Genomic DNA, 19,920 nt, shown 5'->3' with positions numbered 1-19,920 from the left:
ATGCGTCAGGCTGACCCACGAATCTTGCTCGCCGAGTACAAGTACCCGCCCGGAGCAGCAGTCCGGTAAGCATTCCCCCGGCTCGTCTCCGGACTGAACGAGAACATCCCGAACGGCACAACGGCCCCCGGAAACACGTTCCCCGCATTCGACGTACCCACCAACGGATCCACCTGCTCAGTCGGATCCAAGGAACTACTGGTGATCCGGCTACTCCCGACTGCCTCCGGCGTGCGCAGACCAGCAACCAGCGGATCAGGCGGCGTCGCCGTCGTCGGATGATCGCTGGAGCCGGGCGGCGCCGGCGTGGGCACGGCATGAGCTTGCGGAGCGAGAGCCACGAGCACAGCGCCGGCAAGCAGCAAACGCGCAGGCCGAAACACACCAGAACGACGCATGGGCGGACCAACCTTCAAGGATGGGTGACATCGTTGTCAGCAACAAATACCCGCACCGACCGCAGCCGGTCAACCCCTCCGCGTAGTTCCGGAACCGCCGATTACGTCCCCGGCTCCCGGGTCAGCGACCGAAACTGGTCCACTTGTGCGGCCGCTCTGCCGCGGATTTGCGCGCTCCGGTGGCCGATGGCCGGCCGGATTGCTGCGCTGCCACCGCGTTGAGGGTTTCCTTCACGGTCCGGGCCGAGTCGTCGACGCGCTCGCACACCGCGGCCACTCGCCTCTGGACCTCGGACGTCTCGAGATGCGGTTCCTGGGAGAGTTGCTGGAACTCGGTGCGGATGTCGTCGGTCAATCGCGCGCGCAGATCCGCCAACGCGTCCCGCGCCGGCTCGAAGTTCTCCCGCAGGTGCGCTGCCAGTTTCGCGTCCACAACACTTTCGAAGACCTGCTCCCGCGGCACCTTGAGCAAGCTCCTGACCGCGTTGTCGGGCCAGTCACCGTGCGCCCGCGCGTACTGAGCGGCGAGCGCCAGCGCCGCGTCCCGGGCGACCGGACGCTCAGGCTCATCCGTCGGGACCTGCCGAAGGCTCGTGCCGAGCTCGGGATTGAGCCGGTAGCAGATCCGGTCGCCGTTGATGGCCCAGTCCGCGTGCCGCAGCCCGTCGTTCAGGAACCGATCCGCTGCGTTGCCGGCATCAAGTCGCATCTGGAGGGGTCTGCCCGCTTCGGTCGCACGGTCCTCGAGGCGCTTGTCCAGCGCCGTGAAGGTGACAGCCCGGATCGCGTGCCTGAGCTCGGTCACCTCGTCGGTCGTGAGCGAGTGAGGTCGCTCCGCGGCTGTCTCGAAGGCACGACCGACCGCGTCGTCGAACACCATCGAGCCGTCGTCTCGCGCTGCCCCCACAGGACCGGCCGACGGGTCGAACGACACAGCGGCCGTGTTGTGATGGATCATCACTTCGCCACCGTCGATGACATTCACCACGAGCTTGTCGAGGATTCTCTTCGCACCGGGCGATGGCTGCCACGTGCTCATGAACCGGTCTCCGTCCGCTCGCCGTCGGTCATCTCAGCGACGCTAGCGAGCAGGCAGGCCACTCTCCACGGGGGGCGGGTAACGATGTCTCAACAGGTCAGCGATCCTTCGCCGGCCACGAGGCGTCGGCCGGGCGGAGGGTTTCGAAGCCGGGGCCGTTGAGGGCGGTCCAGGCGGCGAGGGCGCCCATGATGAGGATGGGGTTCTGGAGGTGGCCGGCGAGGGCGGCGCCGACAACGTCGACGAGAGGGGCCCAGACGGTTTCCATGTCGGCTTCCTCGTGCACCCTCGCGAACGACTCCGGCGCCGGTGACAGGTCGCGGGCCAGGAAGATCCGGACCGCCTCGTTCGTCAGGCCGGGTGAGGTGAACGCGTCGACGAGGATCCGCCAGTCGGCGGCCTTGGTCGCGGTCTCCTCCCACAGCTCACGCTCGGCGCCCAGGCGGTACTGCTCCCCCTGGACGTCGAGCAGCCCGGCCGGCGCCTCGAGCAGCTTGTAGCCGACCGGGTGCCGGTACTGACGCACGAGCAGCATCCGGTTGTTCTCGTCGAGCGCGACCACGCCGACAGCTCCGGGATGTACGACGACGTCCCGCGTGAACTGCTCACCGACAGGCGGTTCGATGGTGTCCCGGCGTACCGAGATCACCCGGCCGGTCTCGTGCACGGTCTCCGAGGCGGAGACCGGCCAGCGCTCGGGCCGATCCGTCAGCCCGGCGCCGAACCGGAGCTCCGGGTAGTCGGTCATCGCGCCTTGACCGTCTCGACCTTGGCCTTCTCTGCACCGGACTTCTCAGTACCGGCCTTCTTGGCCACCGGCTTCGGGTCCTCGACCGGGAGCCGGGACTCGCGCTGCCGCTCGATGGCGGCCGCAACCAGCCCGGAGAAGAGCGGGTGCGGCTTGGTCGGCCGCGACCGCAGCTCCGGGTGCGCCTGCGTGGCCACGAAGTACGGGTGCACGGAGCGGTCCAGCTCGATGAACTCGACCAGCTCGTTGTCCGGGGACAGGCCGCTGAACACCAGCCCGGCGGTCTCCAGCTTGTCCCGGTACGCGTTGTTGACCTCGTAGCGGTGCCGGTGCCGCTCCTGCACCGACGGGGCGCCGTACAGCGAGCGGACGATCGAGCCGTCGGCCAGGTTCGCCGGGTACAGACCGAGGCGCATCGTGCCGCCCAGATCGCCGGAGCCGTCGACGATGTGCTTCTGCTCCTCCATCGTCGCGATCACCGGCTGCTCCGCATCCGGGTCGAACTCGCTGGAGTTCGCCTGGTCGAGACCGGCGAGGTCACGCGCCACCTCGATCACCATGCACTGCAGGCCGAGGCACAGCCCGAGGATCGGGATGCCCTGCTCACGGGCGTACCGGATCGCGCCGATCTTGCCCTCGATCCCGCGCACCCCGAACCCGCCCGGGATGCAGACCGCGTCGACGTCGCCGAGCAGCCGGGCTGCGGCCTCGGGCGTGGCGCACTCGTCGGAGGCGATCCAGCGCAGGTTCACCCGGGCGTCGTTGTCGAACCCGCCCGCACGCAGCGCCTCGGCGACCGACAGGTACGCGTCCGGCAGGTCGATGTACTTGCCGACCAGCGCGACCGTGACCTCGTCCTTCGGGTGGTGCACGACCCGGAGGAGCTCGTCCCACCGGGTCCAGTCCACGTCGCGGAACTGCAGGTTCAGCCGACGGACGACGTACGCGTCCAGGCCCTCGGCGTGTACGACCTTCGGGATGTCGTAGATCGACGGCGCGTCCACCGCGGCCACGACCGCTTCGACGTCGACGTCGCACATCAGCGAGATCTTGCGCTTCACGCTGTCCGGGATCGGCCGGTCGGCGCGGCACACGATCGCGTCCGGCTGGATACCGATCGACCGCAGCGCGGCGACCGAGTGCTGGGTCGGCTTGGTCTTCAGCTCACCGCTGGGCGCCATGTACGGCACCAGCGAGATGTGCAGGAAGAACACGTTGTCGCGCCCGACGTCGTGCCTGACCTGCCGGGCCGCCTCGAGGAACGGCAGCGACTCGATGTCGCCCACAGTGCCGCCGATCTCGTGCAGTACGACGTCCACGTCGGGGCCCGCCATCGCGAGCATCCGTTCCTTGATCTCGTTGGTGATGTGCGGGATCACCTGGACCGTGTCGCCCAGGTACTCGCCGCGGCGCTCCTTGGCGATCACGCTCGAGTAGATCTGGCCGGTGGTCACGTTCGCGACCTGGGAGAGGTCCCGGTCGAGGAAACGCTCGTAGTGGCCGATGTCCAGGTCGGTCTCGGCGCCGTCGTTGGTGACGAACACCTCGCCGTGCTGGAACGGGTTCATGGTGCCGGGATCCACGTTGAGATACGGATCCAGCTTCTGCATCGTGACGCGGATGCCCCGAGCCGTCAGCAGACTGCCGAGGCTGGACGCCGTCAGTCCCTTACCGAGACTGGATGCCACGCCACCGGTGACGAATACGTGCTTGGTCTGCTGCGAATTGGAAGCCCTGTCCACGGGTCTCCAGCCTACCTCTTGTCAACCACCGGCCGCGACGAGACCCGCGTAGATGTCGAGCAGATTCTTTGCCACCGCGTCCTCGTCCATCCATCTGGACGCCAACTCCCGGCCGCGTGTCCGCATAGCGTTCGCGGTCTCGGGCTCCGCCAGGACGGCCCGCACCCCGTCCGCCAGCCCGTCCGCGTCAGCGGGAAACGCCAGTACGGCGCTGTCCCCGACCAGCTCGGGTACGCCGCCGACCGCGGTGGCCACGACCGGTACGCCGACCTGCATCGCCTCCTGCAGCACCAGGGCGCGCGCCTCCCAGTGCGATGTGAGCAGAAACACATCGGCCGCACCCAGCAGGTCGGCCACGTCGTTGCGATGACCGAGCAACCGGACCGGCAGCTCCTCCGCGTCGATCCGCGCCTGCAGGTTGTCCCGCAGCGGTCCGTCGCCGACGACCACGAACACCGCGTCCGGAGTCGACTCGTGTACACGAGCAGCGACGGACAGCAAGGTCGGGTAGTCCTTCTGCGGCGCCAGACGCCCCACGGTGAGCACCATGGGTTGCTCGCCGATCCCCAGCTCCCGCCGTACGTCGGCGCGCCGGGCACGGATCCGTGGCATCGCCGGAGCGGCCACAGGTGCCAGCTGCGCGTTGCGGGCGCCGAGACTCTTGGCCAGGTCCACCAGGTCGCTGGACGCGCCCAAGGTCAGGTCGGCGCCTCTGGCAACCAGCCGCTGCCCCATCCGCATCACGAGGCCACGTGGTCCTGGCGCGATCACCGCGTTGTGCCAGGTGACGACCAGGGGGCGCAGCCGGGACCTGTCCCGTAGCGCGGTCATGCCGGCGCGGTAGCCGTGCGCGTGGACGACGTCGCAGTCACGCAGACCGGCCGCTTGGGAGACGACGGTCGCCGGAGCGAACTCGAAGTGCTCGGCCGTGCCCGGAGGAGCGCACACCACCACCTCGTGCCCCGCACTCACGAACCGCGGCACCAGCGAGGCAACGTGCTGCCCGATGCCGCCCCGCGACTCCGCGAGCAGCAGCCCGATCCTCATGGTTTCTCCCGTCGTACGAGTGCGCGGGCGTCCGCGCGATCCAATGCAAGCACGACCACGGCGTACACGACGACGGCGGCGAGCCCGGAGAGGACGGAGAACGCCACTGCTTTGCCGACTCCACCGTCTCCTGCGGGCAGTGCCACCGCCCAGCCAGCCGCGCCGGCCAGCACAGCGCCCGCCAGTGCAGTGAGGTGGGCACGTGGTACTCCGGCCAGTACAGCGGGTCCGGCCTCGCGACGCAGGACGAGGATCAGTGCAACTGCCCCGACGACCATGCCGATCGACATCGCAGCGGACAGCGCCGGTACTGCGTCCCAGCGAGCCGTGAGCACCACGCCGGCAACAGCCACGAGTATCCAGGCCGCGGATGTCACTACGGCCACCTCGCGCCCGCAGTGCCGGGCGTAGAGCATCCGGCCGACATGCATGAGTACGGCGAACCCGATGGCAGCTGGTGCGAATGCGACGAGTCCATTGGCGAGTGAGGTCGCCTTGGCCTCCTGCACCGCGCCGTCGTCGTACGCGAAGATCCTGGCGACGGGTACCGCCGTACCGACGAGCAAAGCGGCACCGGCGCCACCGGCCAGCATCACCGCGCGGGTGGACGCCGCGGCGTAGCGGTCGAAGCCCTCCCCTGCCTCGAACGCTGCTGCCAGACGCGGGAACACAGCTGTGGTGATCGGCACGGCCAGCACCGCGTACGGCAGGAGGTACACCGCGTTGGCCCATGTGTAGACGGCAATGCTGCCTGCCACACCACGGTGGTTGGCCAGGTACGTCGTGACGACGAAGGTGAGCTGTTGCGCGACCAGTACTGCCAGGCCGGCGAGTGCGAGCTTCCGCAGTACCGGTCCGACGCCCGGGTCCAGTCGGAGGGTCGGTCTGATCGGCAGGCGGAGCAGGAGCATCGGGACGAGGACTGTGAGGGCTAGTGCGAGGACGCCGGCTGTAGTACCCCAGGCCAGCAGATCCGTGGCGCCTTGCGAGGCCGAGTCCGCGTCAGGTGCCGTGCCGGCGAACAGGAAGTAGGTGCCGACGACCACCAGGCTCGAGATCAGCGGCGCCCAGGCACCGGCCGCGAAACGCTTGTGGGACTGGAGAACCGCGGTCGCGACCACTGCCACGGCATACCCGAAGACCTGCGGCACGAAGATCGCCAGCATCCTGGTGGCGGTCGCCGTGGAGCTCGCGCAGTCGGCGCCGGGGTCGAGCATCGCGTCGGTGTACTGCCCCGCCAGAACCCAGGCCAGCAAGGCGACCGGCGCCAGCAGCACGAACGACCAGGACAGCAACGCCCCGATGATCCGCCCTTGCGCCGCCCGATCGCCGCGGGCGACGGGCCCGGCCAGCACGGGGATGACCGCCCCCGCCAGCGCCCCACCGGCGACCACTTCGAAGAGAATGTTGGGCAGCTGATTGGCCGTCGTGTAGGCCTCAGCCAAACAGCCCGCGCCGACAGTCTTCGAGAACACCAACCACCGGCCGAAGCCGACAACCCGCGCCAGAACCGTGACGGCCGCAACAACCAGGGCCGCGCGGGCGAGCCTGCTCACCTGGGTCGACGGCCCCACTGGTCGATCTTGTCGAGGACCGGGGTGTCGGCGATGACCTTGGTGAAGCTGACCTTCTCGCTGGCCAGGTTGAGTCCGACGACAGCCGCCAGCACGAGCGTCTTCAACGGACGCGGGAGCGACGCGGCCAGCGCCGTACCGGTGATGGCGCCGAGGCCGTTCGCGCCGCAGTCGCCCAGCATCGAGCGCTCACCGAGGTCCGACGGGGCGGACGCCGCGGCAGCGCCGACGACGGCACCGGCCGGACCGTTCACGACGGCCAGCGGTGCGTTCAGGGCCGTCACGGCCTTGAGCGCGCGGCCCGGTCGCAGGTCGAGGAGGTTGGTGAGGTTCGCCGTACCGGCGATCAAGGCGCCGTCGGCAACGACCCCGGCGACGGCCTTCACGCCGCGCGACTTCCGCGGCAGCAACGCGGCGGCCGCGAGACCGGCCGCGCCGACCCCGAGGATCTTCACCGCGCCGCTCGTCACCTCGCCGCGCTTCAACGCGCTCAGATGACCGCGGAAACCCTTCGCCTGCGTGGTCCCGCGCAGGTCGTCGTACGCACCGACCGCGCCCGACACCGTGCCGGCCACCAGTGCGGCAGCCTTCACCTTGCCGCTGCCGCGGGACACCGCGACGCCGGCGAGCGCACCGAGCAGCGCCACCGGACCTTCGAGCAGCGTCACCGACTCACCGCGATGGTTGGTGCGCTCGAACGGCTGCCGAGTCTCCTTCGGCAGCTTCTCCGCCGCACGCTCGAGCCCGGCAGTAGCGGCCGCCGCGATGGCGGCGCTCAGAATTCCCACGTCAGTTGTCCTTCGTCTGTACGGCCGACGGCGCGACGCCGTTCTTCGCGTTGATCGCGCCGTACTGCCCCGCCTTGCCCTCCGCCTGCTCGACCAGCGAGAAGACAACGGTCGCCTGTCCGGCGGGGATGTCGGCCACGTCCACCGAGGAAACGATCTTGGTGGCCTCGGAGTCACTCCGCAAGGCCTTGATGATTCCGCCGTCGGCCGCGGTCTCCGGCGTCCCCGCGACCACGACGCCGGCGCTGCCGGTGTCCAGGCCCTCCAGGAAGTCCACGCTGTCGTTGTACGTCGAGTTGTCCGGCACCGGCGTCGGCGGCTTCGCCGCGATCACGACGACCAGCGTCGCCCGGTCCTTGATCTGCGACGGCTTCAGCGACAGCAGCTTCGCGCCGGTCATCCCGCTGATCACCTTGGTCGAGTCCGCGTCGCCGGTCTTGCCGTCCTCCTTGGCCGCGATCCCGCGGGCCAGCAGCAGCCCGGCCCGCTGGTACGTCGTACTGTCCGTCGGGATCTGCATGTCGGCGGTGACCAACTGGTTGACCAGCGACTCGACCAGCTGCCGCTGACCGGTGTCGAACAGCTTCGCGTCCAGCGCGACCTTCGTGGTCACGACGGCGCCGGCCTTCTCCACCTCGTCCTGCACGCTGTTCGTCAGGTCGTTGTCGGCGTTCGGCATCGTGACGATCGCGATCTTCTTGTTCGCCAGCTTGCCGGTGGTCATCCCGGCGGTCACCTTGGCGACGTAGTCGTCGCGGTACTTGTCGAGCGCCTTCAGCTGCACCAGTTCGGCGCGGGCGTCGGACAGCTGCTGACGGTCCTTCTCGGCCTGGCTCGCGACGAAATCCTTGCCGGTGCTCTTCAGCGGTCCGGCGCCGAGCACCACACCGGCGCCCAGGGCGAAGAAGATCGCCACGATCGAGACGATGTGGTAGCGAAAGTCGATCACGTGAAAAGCTCCCGGATCCAGTAGACGAAGTCGCCCCAGCGCGCCCGCAGGATCGACCAGACGACGTCGTCGGCCCCGATGGCGACCATCGCCACCCCGACCGCGAACAGGCCGGCCGCCATCAAGGCGACCACCTGGAACGTCGAGACCCGGCTGCGGTACAGCCGGGAGACGCCCTTGGCGTCGACCAGCTTGGCACCGACCCGCAACCGGGTGATGAACGTGCTCGCCATGCCGGGGCGCCCCTTGTCGAGGAACTCCACCAGCGAGTTGTGGGTGCCGACCGCGACGATCAGCGAGGCGCCCTTGGAGTCGGCCAGCAGCATCGCGATGTCCTCGCTGGTGCCGGTGGCCGGAAACTCGATCGATTCCACGCCGAGCCGCTCGAGCCGCTCGGCCCCCGGCGCACGGCCGTCACGGTACGCGTGCACAACCACCTCGGCGCCGCATTTCAGGGTCTCGTCCTTCACCGAGTCCATGTCGCCGAGGATCAGGTCCGGGACGAACCCGTTCTCGACCAGCGCGTCCGCACCGCCGTCGACCCCGATCAGCACCGGCCGGTACTCGCGGATGTAGGGCTTCAGCGCGACCAGGTCCTCGCGGTAGTCGTACCCGCGGACGACGATCAGGACGTGCTTGCCCTCCATCGGCGTGTGGATCGCCGGTACGCCGACACCGTCGAGCAGCAGGTCCTTCTCGCGACGCAGGTACTCGAGCGTGTTCGCGGTGAACGCCTCGAGCTGGGCGGACAGCCCGGAGCGGGCGTCGTCCATCAGCTCCGCGACCGACTTGCTGTCCTGGGCCATGCCCTTCGCGACCGCCTCGTGGCCGCGGTACAGCGTGGCGTCGTCGAGCCGGACCTGCTCGCCCTCGTGCAGGATCGAGAAGACCTCGCGGCCGACGCCGTCGACGAGCGGGATGCCGGCCTCGACCAGGATCTCCGGACCGAGGTTCGGGTACCGCCCGCTGATCGAGTCGGCGACGTTCACCACCGCCGCGACCCGGCAGTCGACCAGCGCCTCGGCACTGACGCGGTCCAGGTCGACGTGGTCGATGACGGCGATCTCACCCGGCTTGAGCCGTTTGGTGAGATTCTTGGTACGTCGATCCAGCCGGACCACTCCGGTGACACCGGGTAGTTCAGTGGGTCGTGCTCTCCGCAGGCTGGGCAGTTTCATCGCACCCTCATCCTGCCATGTCAAGAGCCCCTTCCCGGGCCATTTACCCGGCCCGGCCCTTGTTCACGCATCGAATTAACGGTGACTATGGGTGAATCGGGGCGTCAAAATCATCCTTTGGAACGACTCTTCCGGCGCGGTTTGTGCCGCTCGGCGGCCAGTGCGAGCAGCTCCTCGGCGTGCGCCTGCGCGGCGTCGGAGTTCTCCAGGCCGGCCATCATCCGGGAGAGTTCCTTCAGCCGGGCGTCGTCGTCGAGCGCGATCAGGCCGCTGGTGGTGACGGATCCGTCGTCGCTCTTCAGCACGACGGCATGACGGTCCGCGAACGCCGCGACCTGCGGCAGGTGCGTCACTACGATCACCTGGGTCTTCTCCGCCAGCCGGGCCAGCCGCTTGCCGACCTCGACCGCCGCGCGGCCGCCGATCCCGGCGTCGATCTCGTCGAACACCAGCGTGGGCACGGGGTGCGTGTCCGACAGGATCACCTCGAGCGCGAGCATCACCCGCGACAACTCACCACCGGACGCCGCCTTCTGCAGCGGGCGCGCCGGACTCCCCGGGTTCGCCGCGAAGCAGAACTCGACCTCGTCGATCCCGAACGGTCCGGCCGTGGTCTCGTGCACCTCGACCGACAGCTTCGCGTGCGGCATCGCCAGCCCGGTCAGCTCCTCGGACACCGCGACGCCGAGCCGTGCGGCCGCCTCGATCCGTGCTTCCCGCATCTGGCGGCCCAGGTCCGCGAGTTTCGCGTCCAGCTCGGCCAGCTCGGCCGTCAACTGCTCGACGCGCTCGTCGCTGCCGTCGAGTTCGGCGAGCCGCTCGGCCGACCGTTTGGTCCATTCGATGACCTCGTCGACCGTGCCGTGCTCAGCGCCGTACTTGCGAATCAGGTTGGTGAGCAACGCACGTCGCTCGCTCACCACAGCCAGCCGTGCCGGATCGGTGTCGACATCGGCGGCGTACGACGAGAGCTCCTGAGCCAGATCAGCCGCCAGGTAGCCGAGTTCGCCCGCCCGGTCGGCCAGCTCCGCGAGCTTCGCGTCGTGCTCGCGCTCACCGTCAAGGACCTGTTTCGTCAACGCCAGCAGGCCGAGTACGTCGTTCGGCCGGGTGGAGTCGAGATCCTCCGACGCCAGCGCATCCGCCGCGTTCGTGGCCGCCGTACGCAGACCGTCCGCGTACGCGAGGCGATCTTCCTCGGCGGCGAGCTCGCTGTCCTCGCCCGGCAACGGCTCCGCCTTCGCGACCTCGTTCAGGCCGAACCGCAGCAGGTCCGCCTCGGCGAGGCGATCACGCTCGCGGGTGGTCAGCTCGGTCAGCTCGGCCTCGACCTCACGGTGCCGCTTGTACGCGGCGGCGTACTCCTGCAGCGGCACCAGAACCGCCTTGCCCGCAAAGGTGTCCAGCGTTTCGCGCTGCCGCGCCGGCTGCAGCAACCGCCACTGGTCCGCCTGGCCGTGGATCGCGACAAGGTCTCCGGAGACCTCGGCCAGCACGGAGACGGGGACGGACGCGCCGCCGAGGAACGCTCGCGAACGGCCCTCCGACGACAGCTCGCGCGCGATCAGCAGCTCGTCGTCGTCCAGCTCGCCGCCACGGTCCTCGGCCTGCTGGACGATCGCCCGCGGTACGGCGCTCGCGCGGCCCTCCACGCGCGCCCGCCGCGTCCCGTGCCGCACCAGACCGCTGTCGGCGCGGCCGCCCAGCAGCATGTTCACGCCGGTCACGACCATCGTCTTGCCGGCACCGGTCTCACCCGTGACCGCGGTGAAGCCCGGGTCGAGGTCCAACGTCGCGTCCTCGATCACGCCCAGCCCGGTGATGCGGATCTCCGAAAGCACTATGTCTCCTGTTGGCCGTTGCGTTTGCGCTCGGCGGCCCCACGCCAGCCGAGCACCGGGAGGTCGAACTTCGCCACCAGCCGGTCGGTGAACGGCGCCTCGTGGGCCCGGGCCAGCCGGACCGGCGTCGAACCCCGCCGTACCTGGATCTCGGCGCCGGGCGGCACCTCGACCATCCGCCGGCCGTCGCACCACAACACGCCGCGCCCGTGCCAGGACGGGACCAGCTCGATCGACAGCCGCGACGTCGGCGCCACCACGATCGGCCGGGAGAACAACGCGTGTGCGCTGAGCGGCACCATCAGGATCGCCTCGACCTCGGGCCAGACGATCGGTCCGCCCGCGGAGAAGGAGTACGCCGTACTCCCGGTCGGCGTCGCCACCACGACGCCGTCACAGCCGTAGCGGGACAACGGGCGGTCGTCGACCTCGACCAGGACCTCGAGCATCTTCTCCCGGGCAGCCTTCTCGACACTCGCCTCGTTCAGCGCCCAGGTCTCGAAGATCAGTTCGTCGTCCAGCCGTACGTCGACGGCCAGCGTCATCCGCTCCTCGACCGTGTAGCTGCGGTCCACCACGACCTGGACGATCCGCTCCAGGTCGTCGACCTCGGCCTCGGCCAGGAACCCGACGTGGCCCAGGTTCACGCCGAGCACCGGCGTACCGTGCGGGCGGGCGAGCTCGGCGCCGCGCAGGATGGAGCCGTCGCCGCCGAGCACCATGATCAGCTCGACGTCGTTCGCCGCCTTGTCCGGGTCGTCGACGATCTCCACCGGGTCGAGCTTGAGCTCCTCGGCCTCGCCGCCGAGCAGCCGGACCTGCATCCCGGCGTCGGTCAGCAACCGGTGCGCGTCGCGGGCAACCTCGACGGCCTCCTCGCGGCCGGTGTGCGTCACCAGCAGCACGCGCCGCGGCTCCTGCTCAGCCACCCTGCCTCCTTATTGCGGTCCGCGCTCGATGGCGGTCAGCAGCATCGTCTCATCGAGGGGCGGTGCTTCCCGGCGTATCCACAGGAAGTATTCGACATTTCCTGACGGTCCAGGTAACGGGCTGGCCGCTACGCCTTCGATTCCCCAGCCCAGGGCCTGTGCCTTGGCGGCGACATTCCGGACCGCCTCGGCCCGTAGTTCGGGGTCGCGGACCACGCCGCCCTTGCCGAGCCGCTCCTTGCCGACCTCGAACTGCGGCTTCACCATCAGGACGAGCTCGCCGTCCGGCTTCACCACGCCCAGCAGCGCCGGCAGCACGAGCGTGAGCGAGATGAAACTCAGGTCGCTGACCACGAGATCCACCGGTTCACCGCCGATGTCCTCGAGCGTCAGCGTCCGGACGTTGGTCCGGTCCATCACGGTGACCCGCTCGTCGGTCTGCAACGCCCACACCAACTGGCCGTACCCGACGTCGACGGCAATCACGTGCGCCGCCCCGTTGCGCAGCAGTACGTCGGTGAATCCGCCGGTGGACGCACCGGCGTCGAGCGCACGGCGGCCCTTGACCTGGACAGCTGGGAACGCTTCGAGGGCGCCGATCAGCTTGTGCGCGCCACGGCTCGCGTAGCCGGGGTCCTCGTGCTCGGACGTGTCGACAACGATCGGGGCATCCGCACCCACTCCGGTCGCGGGCTTGCCGGCAACGGTCCCGGAGACCTTCACCTTGCCGGCCGCGATCAGTTCGCTCGCGTGCTCACGGGAGCGCGCGAGCCCACGCCGTACCAGCTCGGCATCGAGCCGCGACCGCTTGACTCCTTTGGCCACTCGGCTCTTCCGCTAGTTCCGGTCGCCCTGCTCGGCGTCGGCCTCGACCAAGGCGGTCTGCAGCCGCTCGTGCAGGTCGGCGTACACCTCACCGTGCTCACTCACCGGCTTCTCCCGCAGCTCGTCCAGCCGAGCCATGGTCTCCTCGACCAGCGGATGACCGCCTTCCTCGGTCGAATCGTCGCTTGCCGGGTCCTCGTACGCCGGGTCCTCGGCGGAGCCTGCCTCGAAGGAGTGCTCGTACTCCTGGCCGGGAGCGCGCGCGAACTCCGGGCCGAACTCGACCGCGGCCGGATCCACGTGCTCCGCCGTCTCTTGGGCTGTCTCCTCGGCCGTGTCCTGCGCCGTGTCCTGCGCCGTGTCCTGGGCACCGGGCTCGGTGTCGTAGTCGGGATGCGCCTGCGTCTCCTCGGACTGGTACGGGTCGAAGGCAGGCTCGACGTCTGGGTCCACGTCCGGTGGGAACTGCTCGCCGGGATGCTCGGTCATGTCAGGCCTTCTTCGCCGTCTTCTTGGCCGGAGCCTTCTTGGCGCCCTTGACAGCTGCCTGCTTCGCAGGTGCCGCCTTGGCCGCATTCTTCGTGGCAGCCTTCTTCGCCGCGACCTTCTTCGCCGCGGGAACCGGGCCCGGTCCGTCCTCCAGCAGCGCGTCACCGACCGGTGCGGCGGCGGGTGCAGCGGCCGCCGGCGTAGCGGCAGCGCGCGCTTCGGCGAGTTCGGTCTCCAGGGTCTTGACCCGACGGGTCAGCGCCGCGACCTCCTCGGAGCGGACGAATCCGAGCCGTGCGACCGCACCCTCGACCTCGTTCGACACGATCGCCTGCAGCAGCTGGCGGTTGCTCTTGCTGGTGGCAACGATCTCGTCGGCCAGGTCACTCGCCTTCGTCGTCAGCGCGTCCGCCCCGGTCTGCTGCAGCAACGCCTTCGCAGCCGCCAGGGCCTTCTGCTTGGTGACCTCGGTCAACCCGTTCGCCAGCTGTACGTAGCCGCGCAGTGCGTCCATCACCATGACTGCCTCCTAGCATCGTTCCCAGCAACGGTATCGCCTCCCCGCCCCAACACCACCCCCCGGCGCCCCGACGCGCAAACCCTCCAACTCGGTGGGCACCCACTCAGCTACCGGGTTGCCCACTGAGAATCTCAGGGGGCAACCCTCCGACTCAGGGGGCTACTTGTCGAGGCCGACGCGGTGGAGGGCCGCGTCCAGGGCGATGTCGTCGGCCGTCGGCGCGGGCTTCGGGCGAGGCCGGCGGCCGCGGGCGGTGGGCTTGGCCGGCTTCGTGGGCTCGGCGGGGGCGTCGACGGCGGCCCAGACCGCGGACAGGATCGCGCGAAGTCCGTCGTACGGCGCTCCCTCGCCCTTCACCGTGACCGCGTTGTTCACGACCTCGGCGGTCCACCCGGCCGACGTGTGCTTCGAGCCGTTGACCGTCACCCCGGGCTGCTTCTCGGCCAGCGCCCCGAGACCTGCGGCGATGTACGTCGGACGCTGGTGCTTCGGCGCCCGCGCCAGGTCGTACGGGTCGTTGACGCCGGTCGCCACCCACAGACTCGCGATCCCGACCGCGTTCGCACCCTCGATGTCGGAGTCCAGCCGGTCCCCGATCATCAACGGGCGCTTGGCTTCCAGCCGTTCGATGCTCGTCTCCAGCAGCGGCGGCTCGGGTTTCCCGGCAACGACCGGGTCCACGTCGACCGCGGCCCGGACCGCCTGCACCAGCGTGCCGTTCCCCGGCGCCTTGCCGGCCGCGGTCGGAATCGTCAGGTCGAGGTTGGTCGCGAACCACTTCGCGCCCTCGTGGATCGCATGCGCGCCGTCGGCGAGCATCACCCAGTTCACATCCGGGTGGAAGCCCTGCACGACGGCGACCGGCCGCGCGTCACTGGTCCGCACCGGCGTCAGCCCGTACTCCTCGAGCGCGACGAACAGCCCCTCGCCGCCGACCACGAGCACCGGGGACCCCTTCGGGAACTCGCTCGCGATCAGCTTCGCCGCCGCCTGCGCCGACGTCACCACGTCCTCGGCGATCACGTCCAGCCCGAACGACGCGAGGTGCTCGGCAACAATCCCCGCCGGCCGGCTCGCGTTGTTGGTGATGTACCCGATCCGCATGCCTTCCTTGGCGGCCTTGCGGAGGTACTCCGGCGCGTCCGGGACCGGATCCGGCCCGACGTACACCACGCCGTCGAGGTCCAGCAGCGCCACGTCGTACCGGGTCGCGAGCCGTTCGTCACACGCCGAGAGCGGCTGCGGCGCTGTGCGTTTCGCGCTCACGCTTCACCCCGTACGATTCCGCGCATGCTGGATCCTCGGGGGGTGCTGAGACTCGACCCGTTGCGTGCCTGGCGGTTCGTGGCGGGCAAGGTCAGCGGGCTCGGCGCCGTCACCTCACCGCCGTACGACGTGCTGGAACCCGCCATCGTCCGGCGGCTGACTGATTCTGATCTGCACAACATGGTGAGGCTCATCCTTCCACGCGATCCGGACCTCGGTCGCGGCCGGTACGACGAACCCGCGCACCGGCTCGCAAGGTGGCAGCGCGACGGTGTGGTGGTGCAGGACGAGCGTCCCGCGCTGTACGTGTATGAGCAGCGCCTGGGCAGCGCCGTACTGTGCGGACTGGTCGGCTCGCTGCGGCTGGACCCGACGCGGCAAGTAGTGCTCCCGCACGAGGAGGTGATGCCGCATTGGGTCGAGGACCGGCTGCAGCTGATGGAGGCGACAGACGCCGATCTGGAGCCGATTCTGCTCGCGTACGCCGACGGTGGCGCGGCAAGTGATGCTGTGGACGCGGCACGGTCCGGTGAGCCCTGGGTGGAGGCTGAGACGTACAACGGCGCCGAGCACCGCATTTGGCGGATCGACGACCCAGAGGTGCTGGCGACGATCGAGCTGGAGCTGGCCAAACACGAGGCGGTCATCGCAGACGGTCATCACCGGTATGCGGCGTACCTGGAGCGCCAGCTACGCGAGCCGTACCGGCAGACCGCAGAGGCCGGTCTGGCGATGCTGGTCGACTACATCCGGCACCCACTGACGCTGGACCCGATCCACCGCGTCGTACCAGGTCTGGACCTGATGACAGTGCAGTCACGTACGCCGGCTGGCTGGCAGATGCAGCCTGGTCGAGTGGAGGGCGATCCGGACCGCATCTCGATCACGGACGGCTCCAGCTGGCTGACTCTCCACACTGATTCCGAGACGCCTACGGTCGCGCTGCTGCATGAGGTGCTGTTTCCGGCGTGGGGTGTGGTCGAGGACGACCTCACCTTCCACCACACGCTGTCAGACGCACTGGCGCTGGCTGGCCCTCAGCAGGTTGTTGTGGAGCTCGCAGCGCCCCGGATGGACCAGGTACTGCGTTCGGCCGCGCAAGGCGTCGTACTGCCACAGAAGGCCACCTCGTTCGGCCCGAAGCCGCGGGTAGGGCTGCTGTTCCGGACGCTCTGAGTCAGGGGCGGTGGTAGAGGCTGAGGAACTGCTCGCGCAGGGGCTTGCGAGCGGCCCGGTGGCGCTCGGTGAGCCGTCCGAGGGTGAAGGAGAGCTCTGGGTCGTCCTGAGCTGCTGCGTCGACAGCCATGGCAGTTAGAGCGTCAGCTGCAGCGCAGTTGTCCTGGTGCTGTCCCAGGAGGTCTTGGTATGTCGCTGCGTGCGCTGCGGTCGTCCGTGCTTCGTCACCGAGTACGACGGCGCTCGTGTCGGCGGCGTACCGGACACGCTTCGCCAGGAGCCGTACCTCGTGCCAGTCGTCGTCCGGGGTCCAGGGCTTGAGCTTGTCAGCTGCCTGGGTGAACTTCTCAGTGGCGGACCGGAGGAGCTGCGGTAGTACCTCGCTGCAGGGCCTTTCTGCCTTGGCGTTGAGGTCGGGAGCTGCTGCGACGGCCTCGATGGTGGTGAGCAGGTCCTTGGTGGACTCTCCCAGGACCACCTCTGCGGAGCGGGCCGCGGCGCGTTCCAGGCCGAGGGTGAGCGTGGTGAGTATCGTGTCGACGTGTTCCTGGTTGTCCTCGCTGGTGGCGGTTTCGCGGACGAGCGCCGCGATCACCTCGAGATCCCGGGCCTCACCGCACGCCTGCGCGAGCGCGGCCAGGTCGGCTCGCAGTTCGGTCGCCCAGTCGCCGGCCAGCAGGTTGCGGAACAGCTTCAGATCGCTCCGCAACCGCCGGCAGGACACCCGTACCTGGTGGATCGCGTCGTCCTCGGCGTTCTCCACCATCCCGACAGACTTCTCGAGTCGCCGCGCCCCCTTGGCCAGCGCGGTCCCCACCAACACCCCAACCGGCTGGTCCCCCGCCGCGCCCTCCACGCCCTACTCCCCGTCGCCCTTGGACTCCCCGCCCGTCATCTCCCCAACACCCTCGTCACCCTCGCGACCAACCTCACCGAAGCCCCCGGCGTCGTCCACGCCAGCGTCGTCCACGCCGGCGTCGTCCACCTCGTCGGTGTCCACGTCCAGAACCGCGTCGTCAGCGGCCACGTCCGTGGTTGTGCCGGTCTCTTCGTCGGCGTCTTCGTCGGCGTCGTCCACCTCGTCGATGTCCACGTCGTCGGTGTCCACGTCGTTGGTGTCCACGTCGATGTCCACGTCCTCAGCGGCCACCTCCGAGGTTGTGTCGGTGTCTTCGTCCTCGAAGTACTCGTCATCGACAACCGTGTCGTCCTCGTCGAGGTCGGTGAACTCGAGGCCCTCGAGCTCGGCAGCCCGCTCGGCCGCACCCGTCACACCGTCACCGTCGACGCCGGCCGCACGGTGGAACCAGACGAGCGCGTCATCGGTCCGCCCAGCCTCCGCCAACGCATCGGCATACGCGTACCGCAGCCGCGGCAGCCACTCGGCCCGCGTCCGCTTCGTCAGCTCCGGCACCTCGAGCATCTGCACCGCCGCCGCAGTCTGACCCTTGTCACGCCGCGCCCCGGCCGCCACGATCAGCAGCTCGACCTGCGTCGCCTCCGACACGTCATGAACGTGCTTGTCCTTGGTCAGCGCCAGCGCCTTGTCCGGCCGCCCGAGCGCCCGCTCACAGTCGGCCATCATCGCGATGACCTCGTGGTTACCCGTCATCCGCCGTACGGCACGGAACTCGGTGAGCGCCTCGTCGTAGTGCTCAGCCAGGTACGCCGTGATCGCCACAGCCTCCCGCACACCACCGAGCCGAGCCGCCAACCGCCGCGCGGTCCGGGCGTGCTGGTACGCGAGCTCCGGGTCGTCGTCGAGGAAACGCCCCGACGCCACCAGATGCTGCGCCACCAGGTCCGCCAACGTCCGCGGCAAGGACCGCAGCTCAGCCTTCACCCCACGGTCGAGTTCGGCTCCCGTGATCCCTTCCGGAATCTTCGGATCATCGCGCCGCGGCCCAACCCTCTCCTCACGATCCTCCCGACGAGGCCCACCCCGCCGGTCATCACGCCCACCGGCCCCGCGCCGCTCGTCACGCCCACCGGACCCGCGCCGCTCGTCGCGACCCTCGAAGCCACCACGCTCGTCCCGACCTCCGGAACGCCCACGCGCATCCCCGGCCGGACGCCCACGCGAGTCTCCCCGGTCATCCCGCCGGAACGGAGCACGCTCGCCCCGCCCAGGCCCACCGGCCCGAACAGGCCCACGCCCACGAGAATCCCCACGCTCATCCCGCCGAGCCCCACGGTCGTCCCCCGACCGCTCATCCCGCCGGAACCCACCACGCTCACCACCACGATCATCCCGCCGATACCCACCACCGCCAGCGCCACCACGGTCATCCCGCCGATACCCGCCGCGGTCATCGCCCCCGCGATCGTCACGCCGGTACCCGCCGCGGTCGTCACGTCCGCGATCATCGCGTCCGCCGTCCGCACGGTCATCGCGTCGGTATCCACCGCGCTCACCACCGCGCTCATCACGACGGAACCCGCCGCGGTCGTCACCGCCGCGATCGTCACGCCGATACCCACCACCGCCAGCACCGCCACGGTCATCCCGCCGGTACCCGCCGCGGTCATCGCCTCCGCGATCGTCACGCCGGAAGCCACCGCGGTCATCACGACCCCGGTCGTCACGACCGCCGCGGTCGTCTCGCCGGGAGCCGGCTACGCCGCGTCCCGCACCAGGCCCGCGCCCCGAACCGCCCCGATCATCGCGCCGGTACCCACCAGACCGATCGTCCCGCCCACCCTGGCCGGACATCTGACCTCCGAACGGGTCCCGCGCAGACTTGTCATCACCTCGAGAACCGACAAACCCCCGCCTGTTCTCGGAAGAACTCTCATCCCGGTACGACGAACTGCCCGAGCCACCCGAACGCCCACCGGCAATCCCGCTCCGCCGACTCGGCGCCCCACCACTACGACCCGCAGAACCTCCGCGGCTACCGCCACCAGCACCGGATCCGCCACGCCCCGCTCCAGAACCAGAACGGCCAGCGCCAGAGCCAGAGCCAGAACGACCCGACCCGGAACCACCACGACCGGTCCCGGAGCCGGTCCAACCGGATCCAGAACCAGAACGACCGCCACCCGAGCCCGAGCGACCCGCTCCAGAGCCCGAACGGCCGGCGCCGGAGCCCGAACGGCCGGACGAGTTCGAACGACCCGAGTCCGAGCGTCCACCACCGGACCCGCCTGAGCGGCCCGCCCCTCCGGACGAACCGCGTCGGTCCCCTGAACCGGACCGAGGATTGCGAGGTGGCGTGGCCACGGTGACTCCTAACGATGCTGAAGAGCAGTAATCGGACAAACGTTACCGCGCCCGCAGCGGGAGGTGACGTCCTGGTCGGCGGCCGCCGACCCTCCACAAATGTTAAGGGCCACCCCTCGCGGGGTGGCCCTTAACAGTGTGAATGTCCGGCGGCGTCCTACTCTCCCACGACCTCCCGGTCGCAGTAC

Annotated in this window: 19 protein-coding genes; 1 reads left to right on the top strand and 18 read right to left on the bottom strand. The window is 69.5% G+C overall.

What is annotated here, in order from left to right:
- Positions 1 to 5 precede the first annotated feature (5 nt).
- The 15 genes from EV137_RS42125 to EV137_RS40140 all read right to left on the bottom strand — a co-directional run bounded on the left by EV137_RS42125 (position 6) and on the right by EV137_RS40140 (position 15,333).
- Positions 6 to 398: a hypothetical protein gene (locus EV137_RS42125; protein WP_255517883.1), complete on the bottom strand. Its 393-nt coding sequence runs from the start codon at positions 396 to 398 to the stop codon at positions 6 to 8.
- A gap of 121 nt (positions 399 to 519) precedes the next feature.
- A complete protein-coding gene (locus EV137_RS40205) occupies positions 520 to 1,437 on the bottom strand; it encodes a hypothetical protein (protein WP_134133430.1) in 918 nt (305 codons plus the stop codon).
- Positions 1,438 to 1,534: 97 nt separating this feature from the next.
- Entirely contained in the window at positions 1,535 to 2,185 is a 651-nt protein-coding gene (locus tag EV137_RS40200) for an NUDIX domain-containing protein (protein WP_134133428.1), read from the bottom strand.
- A complete protein-coding gene (gene pyrG / locus EV137_RS40195; protein WP_134133427.1) occupies positions 2,182 to 3,927 on the bottom strand; it encodes a CTP synthase in 1,746 nt (581 codons plus the stop codon). The genes EV137_RS40200 and pyrG overlap by 4 nt, the downstream gene beginning before the upstream one ends.
- Positions 3,928 to 3,948: 21 nt before the next feature.
- Complete coding sequence (locus EV137_RS40190; protein ID WP_134133425.1) at positions 3,949 to 4,974, bottom strand: glycosyltransferase family 4 protein; 1,026 nt, start codon at positions 4,972 to 4,974, stop codon at positions 3,949 to 3,951.
- The gene (gene murJ / locus EV137_RS40185) at positions 4,971 to 6,548 is read right to left on the bottom strand and encodes a murein biosynthesis integral membrane protein MurJ (RefSeq protein ID WP_238175881.1); all 1,578 of its coding nucleotides are present in this window, start codon (positions 6,546 to 6,548) and stop codon (positions 4,971 to 4,973) included. Before murJ ends, EV137_RS40190 begins: the two co-directional genes overlap by 4 nt.
- On the bottom strand, positions 6,527 to 7,336 hold the full coding sequence (locus tag EV137_RS40180; RefSeq protein WP_134133424.1) for a hypothetical protein: 810 nt from the start codon (positions 7,334 to 7,336) through the stop codon (positions 6,527 to 6,529). Before EV137_RS40180 ends, murJ begins: the two co-directional genes overlap by 22 nt.
- Position 7,337: 1 nt before the next feature.
- Complete coding sequence (locus tag EV137_RS40175; RefSeq protein ID WP_134133422.1) at positions 7,338 to 8,285, bottom strand: copper transporter; 948 nt, start codon at positions 8,283 to 8,285, stop codon at positions 7,338 to 7,340.
- Positions 8,282 to 9,463: a putative cytokinetic ring protein SteA gene (steA, locus tag EV137_RS40170; RefSeq protein ID WP_134133420.1), complete on the bottom strand. Its 1,182-nt coding sequence runs from the start codon at positions 9,461 to 9,463 to the stop codon at positions 8,282 to 8,284. The genes EV137_RS40175 and steA overlap by 4 nt, the downstream gene beginning before the upstream one ends.
- A gap of 110 nt (positions 9,464 to 9,573) precedes the next feature.
- Complete coding sequence (gene recN / locus EV137_RS40165) at positions 9,574 to 11,304, bottom strand: DNA repair protein RecN (RefSeq protein ID WP_134133419.1); 1,731 nt, start codon at positions 11,302 to 11,304, stop codon at positions 9,574 to 9,576.
- Positions 11,304 to 12,233 (bottom strand): NAD kinase, encoded by a 930-nt coding sequence (locus EV137_RS40160; protein ID WP_134010466.1) that lies wholly within the window; start codon positions 12,231 to 12,233, stop codon positions 11,304 to 11,306. The genes recN and EV137_RS40160 overlap by 1 nt, the downstream gene beginning before the upstream one ends.
- A gap of 9 nt (positions 12,234 to 12,242) precedes the next feature.
- A complete protein-coding gene (locus tag EV137_RS40155; RefSeq protein ID WP_134133417.1) occupies positions 12,243 to 13,058 on the bottom strand; it encodes a TlyA family RNA methyltransferase in 816 nt (271 codons plus the stop codon).
- Between the two features lie 12 nt (positions 13,059 to 13,070).
- On the bottom strand, positions 13,071 to 13,547 hold the full coding sequence (locus EV137_RS40150) for a hypothetical protein (protein ID WP_134133416.1): 477 nt from the start codon (positions 13,545 to 13,547) through the stop codon (positions 13,071 to 13,073).
- Between the two features lies 1 nt (position 13,548).
- On the bottom strand, positions 13,549 to 14,067 hold the full coding sequence (locus EV137_RS40145; protein WP_134010460.1) for a polyhydroxyalkanoate synthesis protein PhaF: 519 nt from the start codon (positions 14,065 to 14,067) through the stop codon (positions 13,549 to 13,551).
- Positions 14,068 to 14,226: 159 nt separating this feature from the next.
- Entirely contained in the window at positions 14,227 to 15,333 is a 1,107-nt protein-coding gene (locus EV137_RS40140; RefSeq protein WP_134133414.1) for an HAD-IIA family hydrolase, read from the bottom strand.
- A gap of 24 nt (positions 15,334 to 15,357) precedes the next feature.
- Between EV137_RS40140 and EV137_RS40135 the strand changes: the two genes are divergently transcribed.
- Positions 15,358 to 16,509 carry a DUF1015 family protein gene (locus tag EV137_RS40135; RefSeq protein ID WP_134010456.1) on the top strand — a complete coding sequence of 384 codons (1,152 nt, stop codon included), beginning with the start codon at positions 15,358 to 15,360 and terminating at the stop codon, positions 16,507 to 16,509.
- 1 nt (position 16,510) lies between these two features.
- Here the strand turns inward: EV137_RS40135 and EV137_RS40130 are convergent, their stop codons facing one another.
- The 3 genes from EV137_RS40130 to EV137_RS40120 are packed head-to-tail and all read right to left on the bottom strand — an operon-like array spanning position 16,511 to position 19,095.
- Positions 16,511 to 17,365, bottom strand: coding sequence for a CHAD domain-containing protein (locus EV137_RS40130; protein ID WP_134133412.1), 855 nt, complete (start codon positions 17,363 to 17,365; stop codon positions 16,511 to 16,513).
- 3 nt (positions 17,366 to 17,368) lie between these two features.
- Positions 17,369 to 18,352: a hypothetical protein gene (locus EV137_RS40125; RefSeq protein ID WP_238175880.1), complete on the bottom strand. Its 984-nt coding sequence runs from the start codon at positions 18,350 to 18,352 to the stop codon at positions 17,369 to 17,371.
- Positions 18,349 to 19,095, bottom strand: coding sequence for a hypothetical protein (locus EV137_RS40120; protein ID WP_134133411.1), 747 nt, complete (start codon positions 19,093 to 19,095; stop codon positions 18,349 to 18,351). Before EV137_RS40120 ends, EV137_RS40125 begins: the two co-directional genes overlap by 4 nt.
- Positions 19,096 to 19,920: the final 825 nt, after the last annotated feature.

It is taken from the genome of Kribbella pratensis (assembly GCF_004366075.1).
Classification (GTDB): Bacteria; Actinomycetota; Actinomycetes; order Propionibacteriales; family Kribbellaceae; genus Kribbella; species Kribbella pratensis.
Note: the sequence above shows the minus strand (reverse complement) of the source record. Positions and strands in the feature narration are given on the sequence as shown.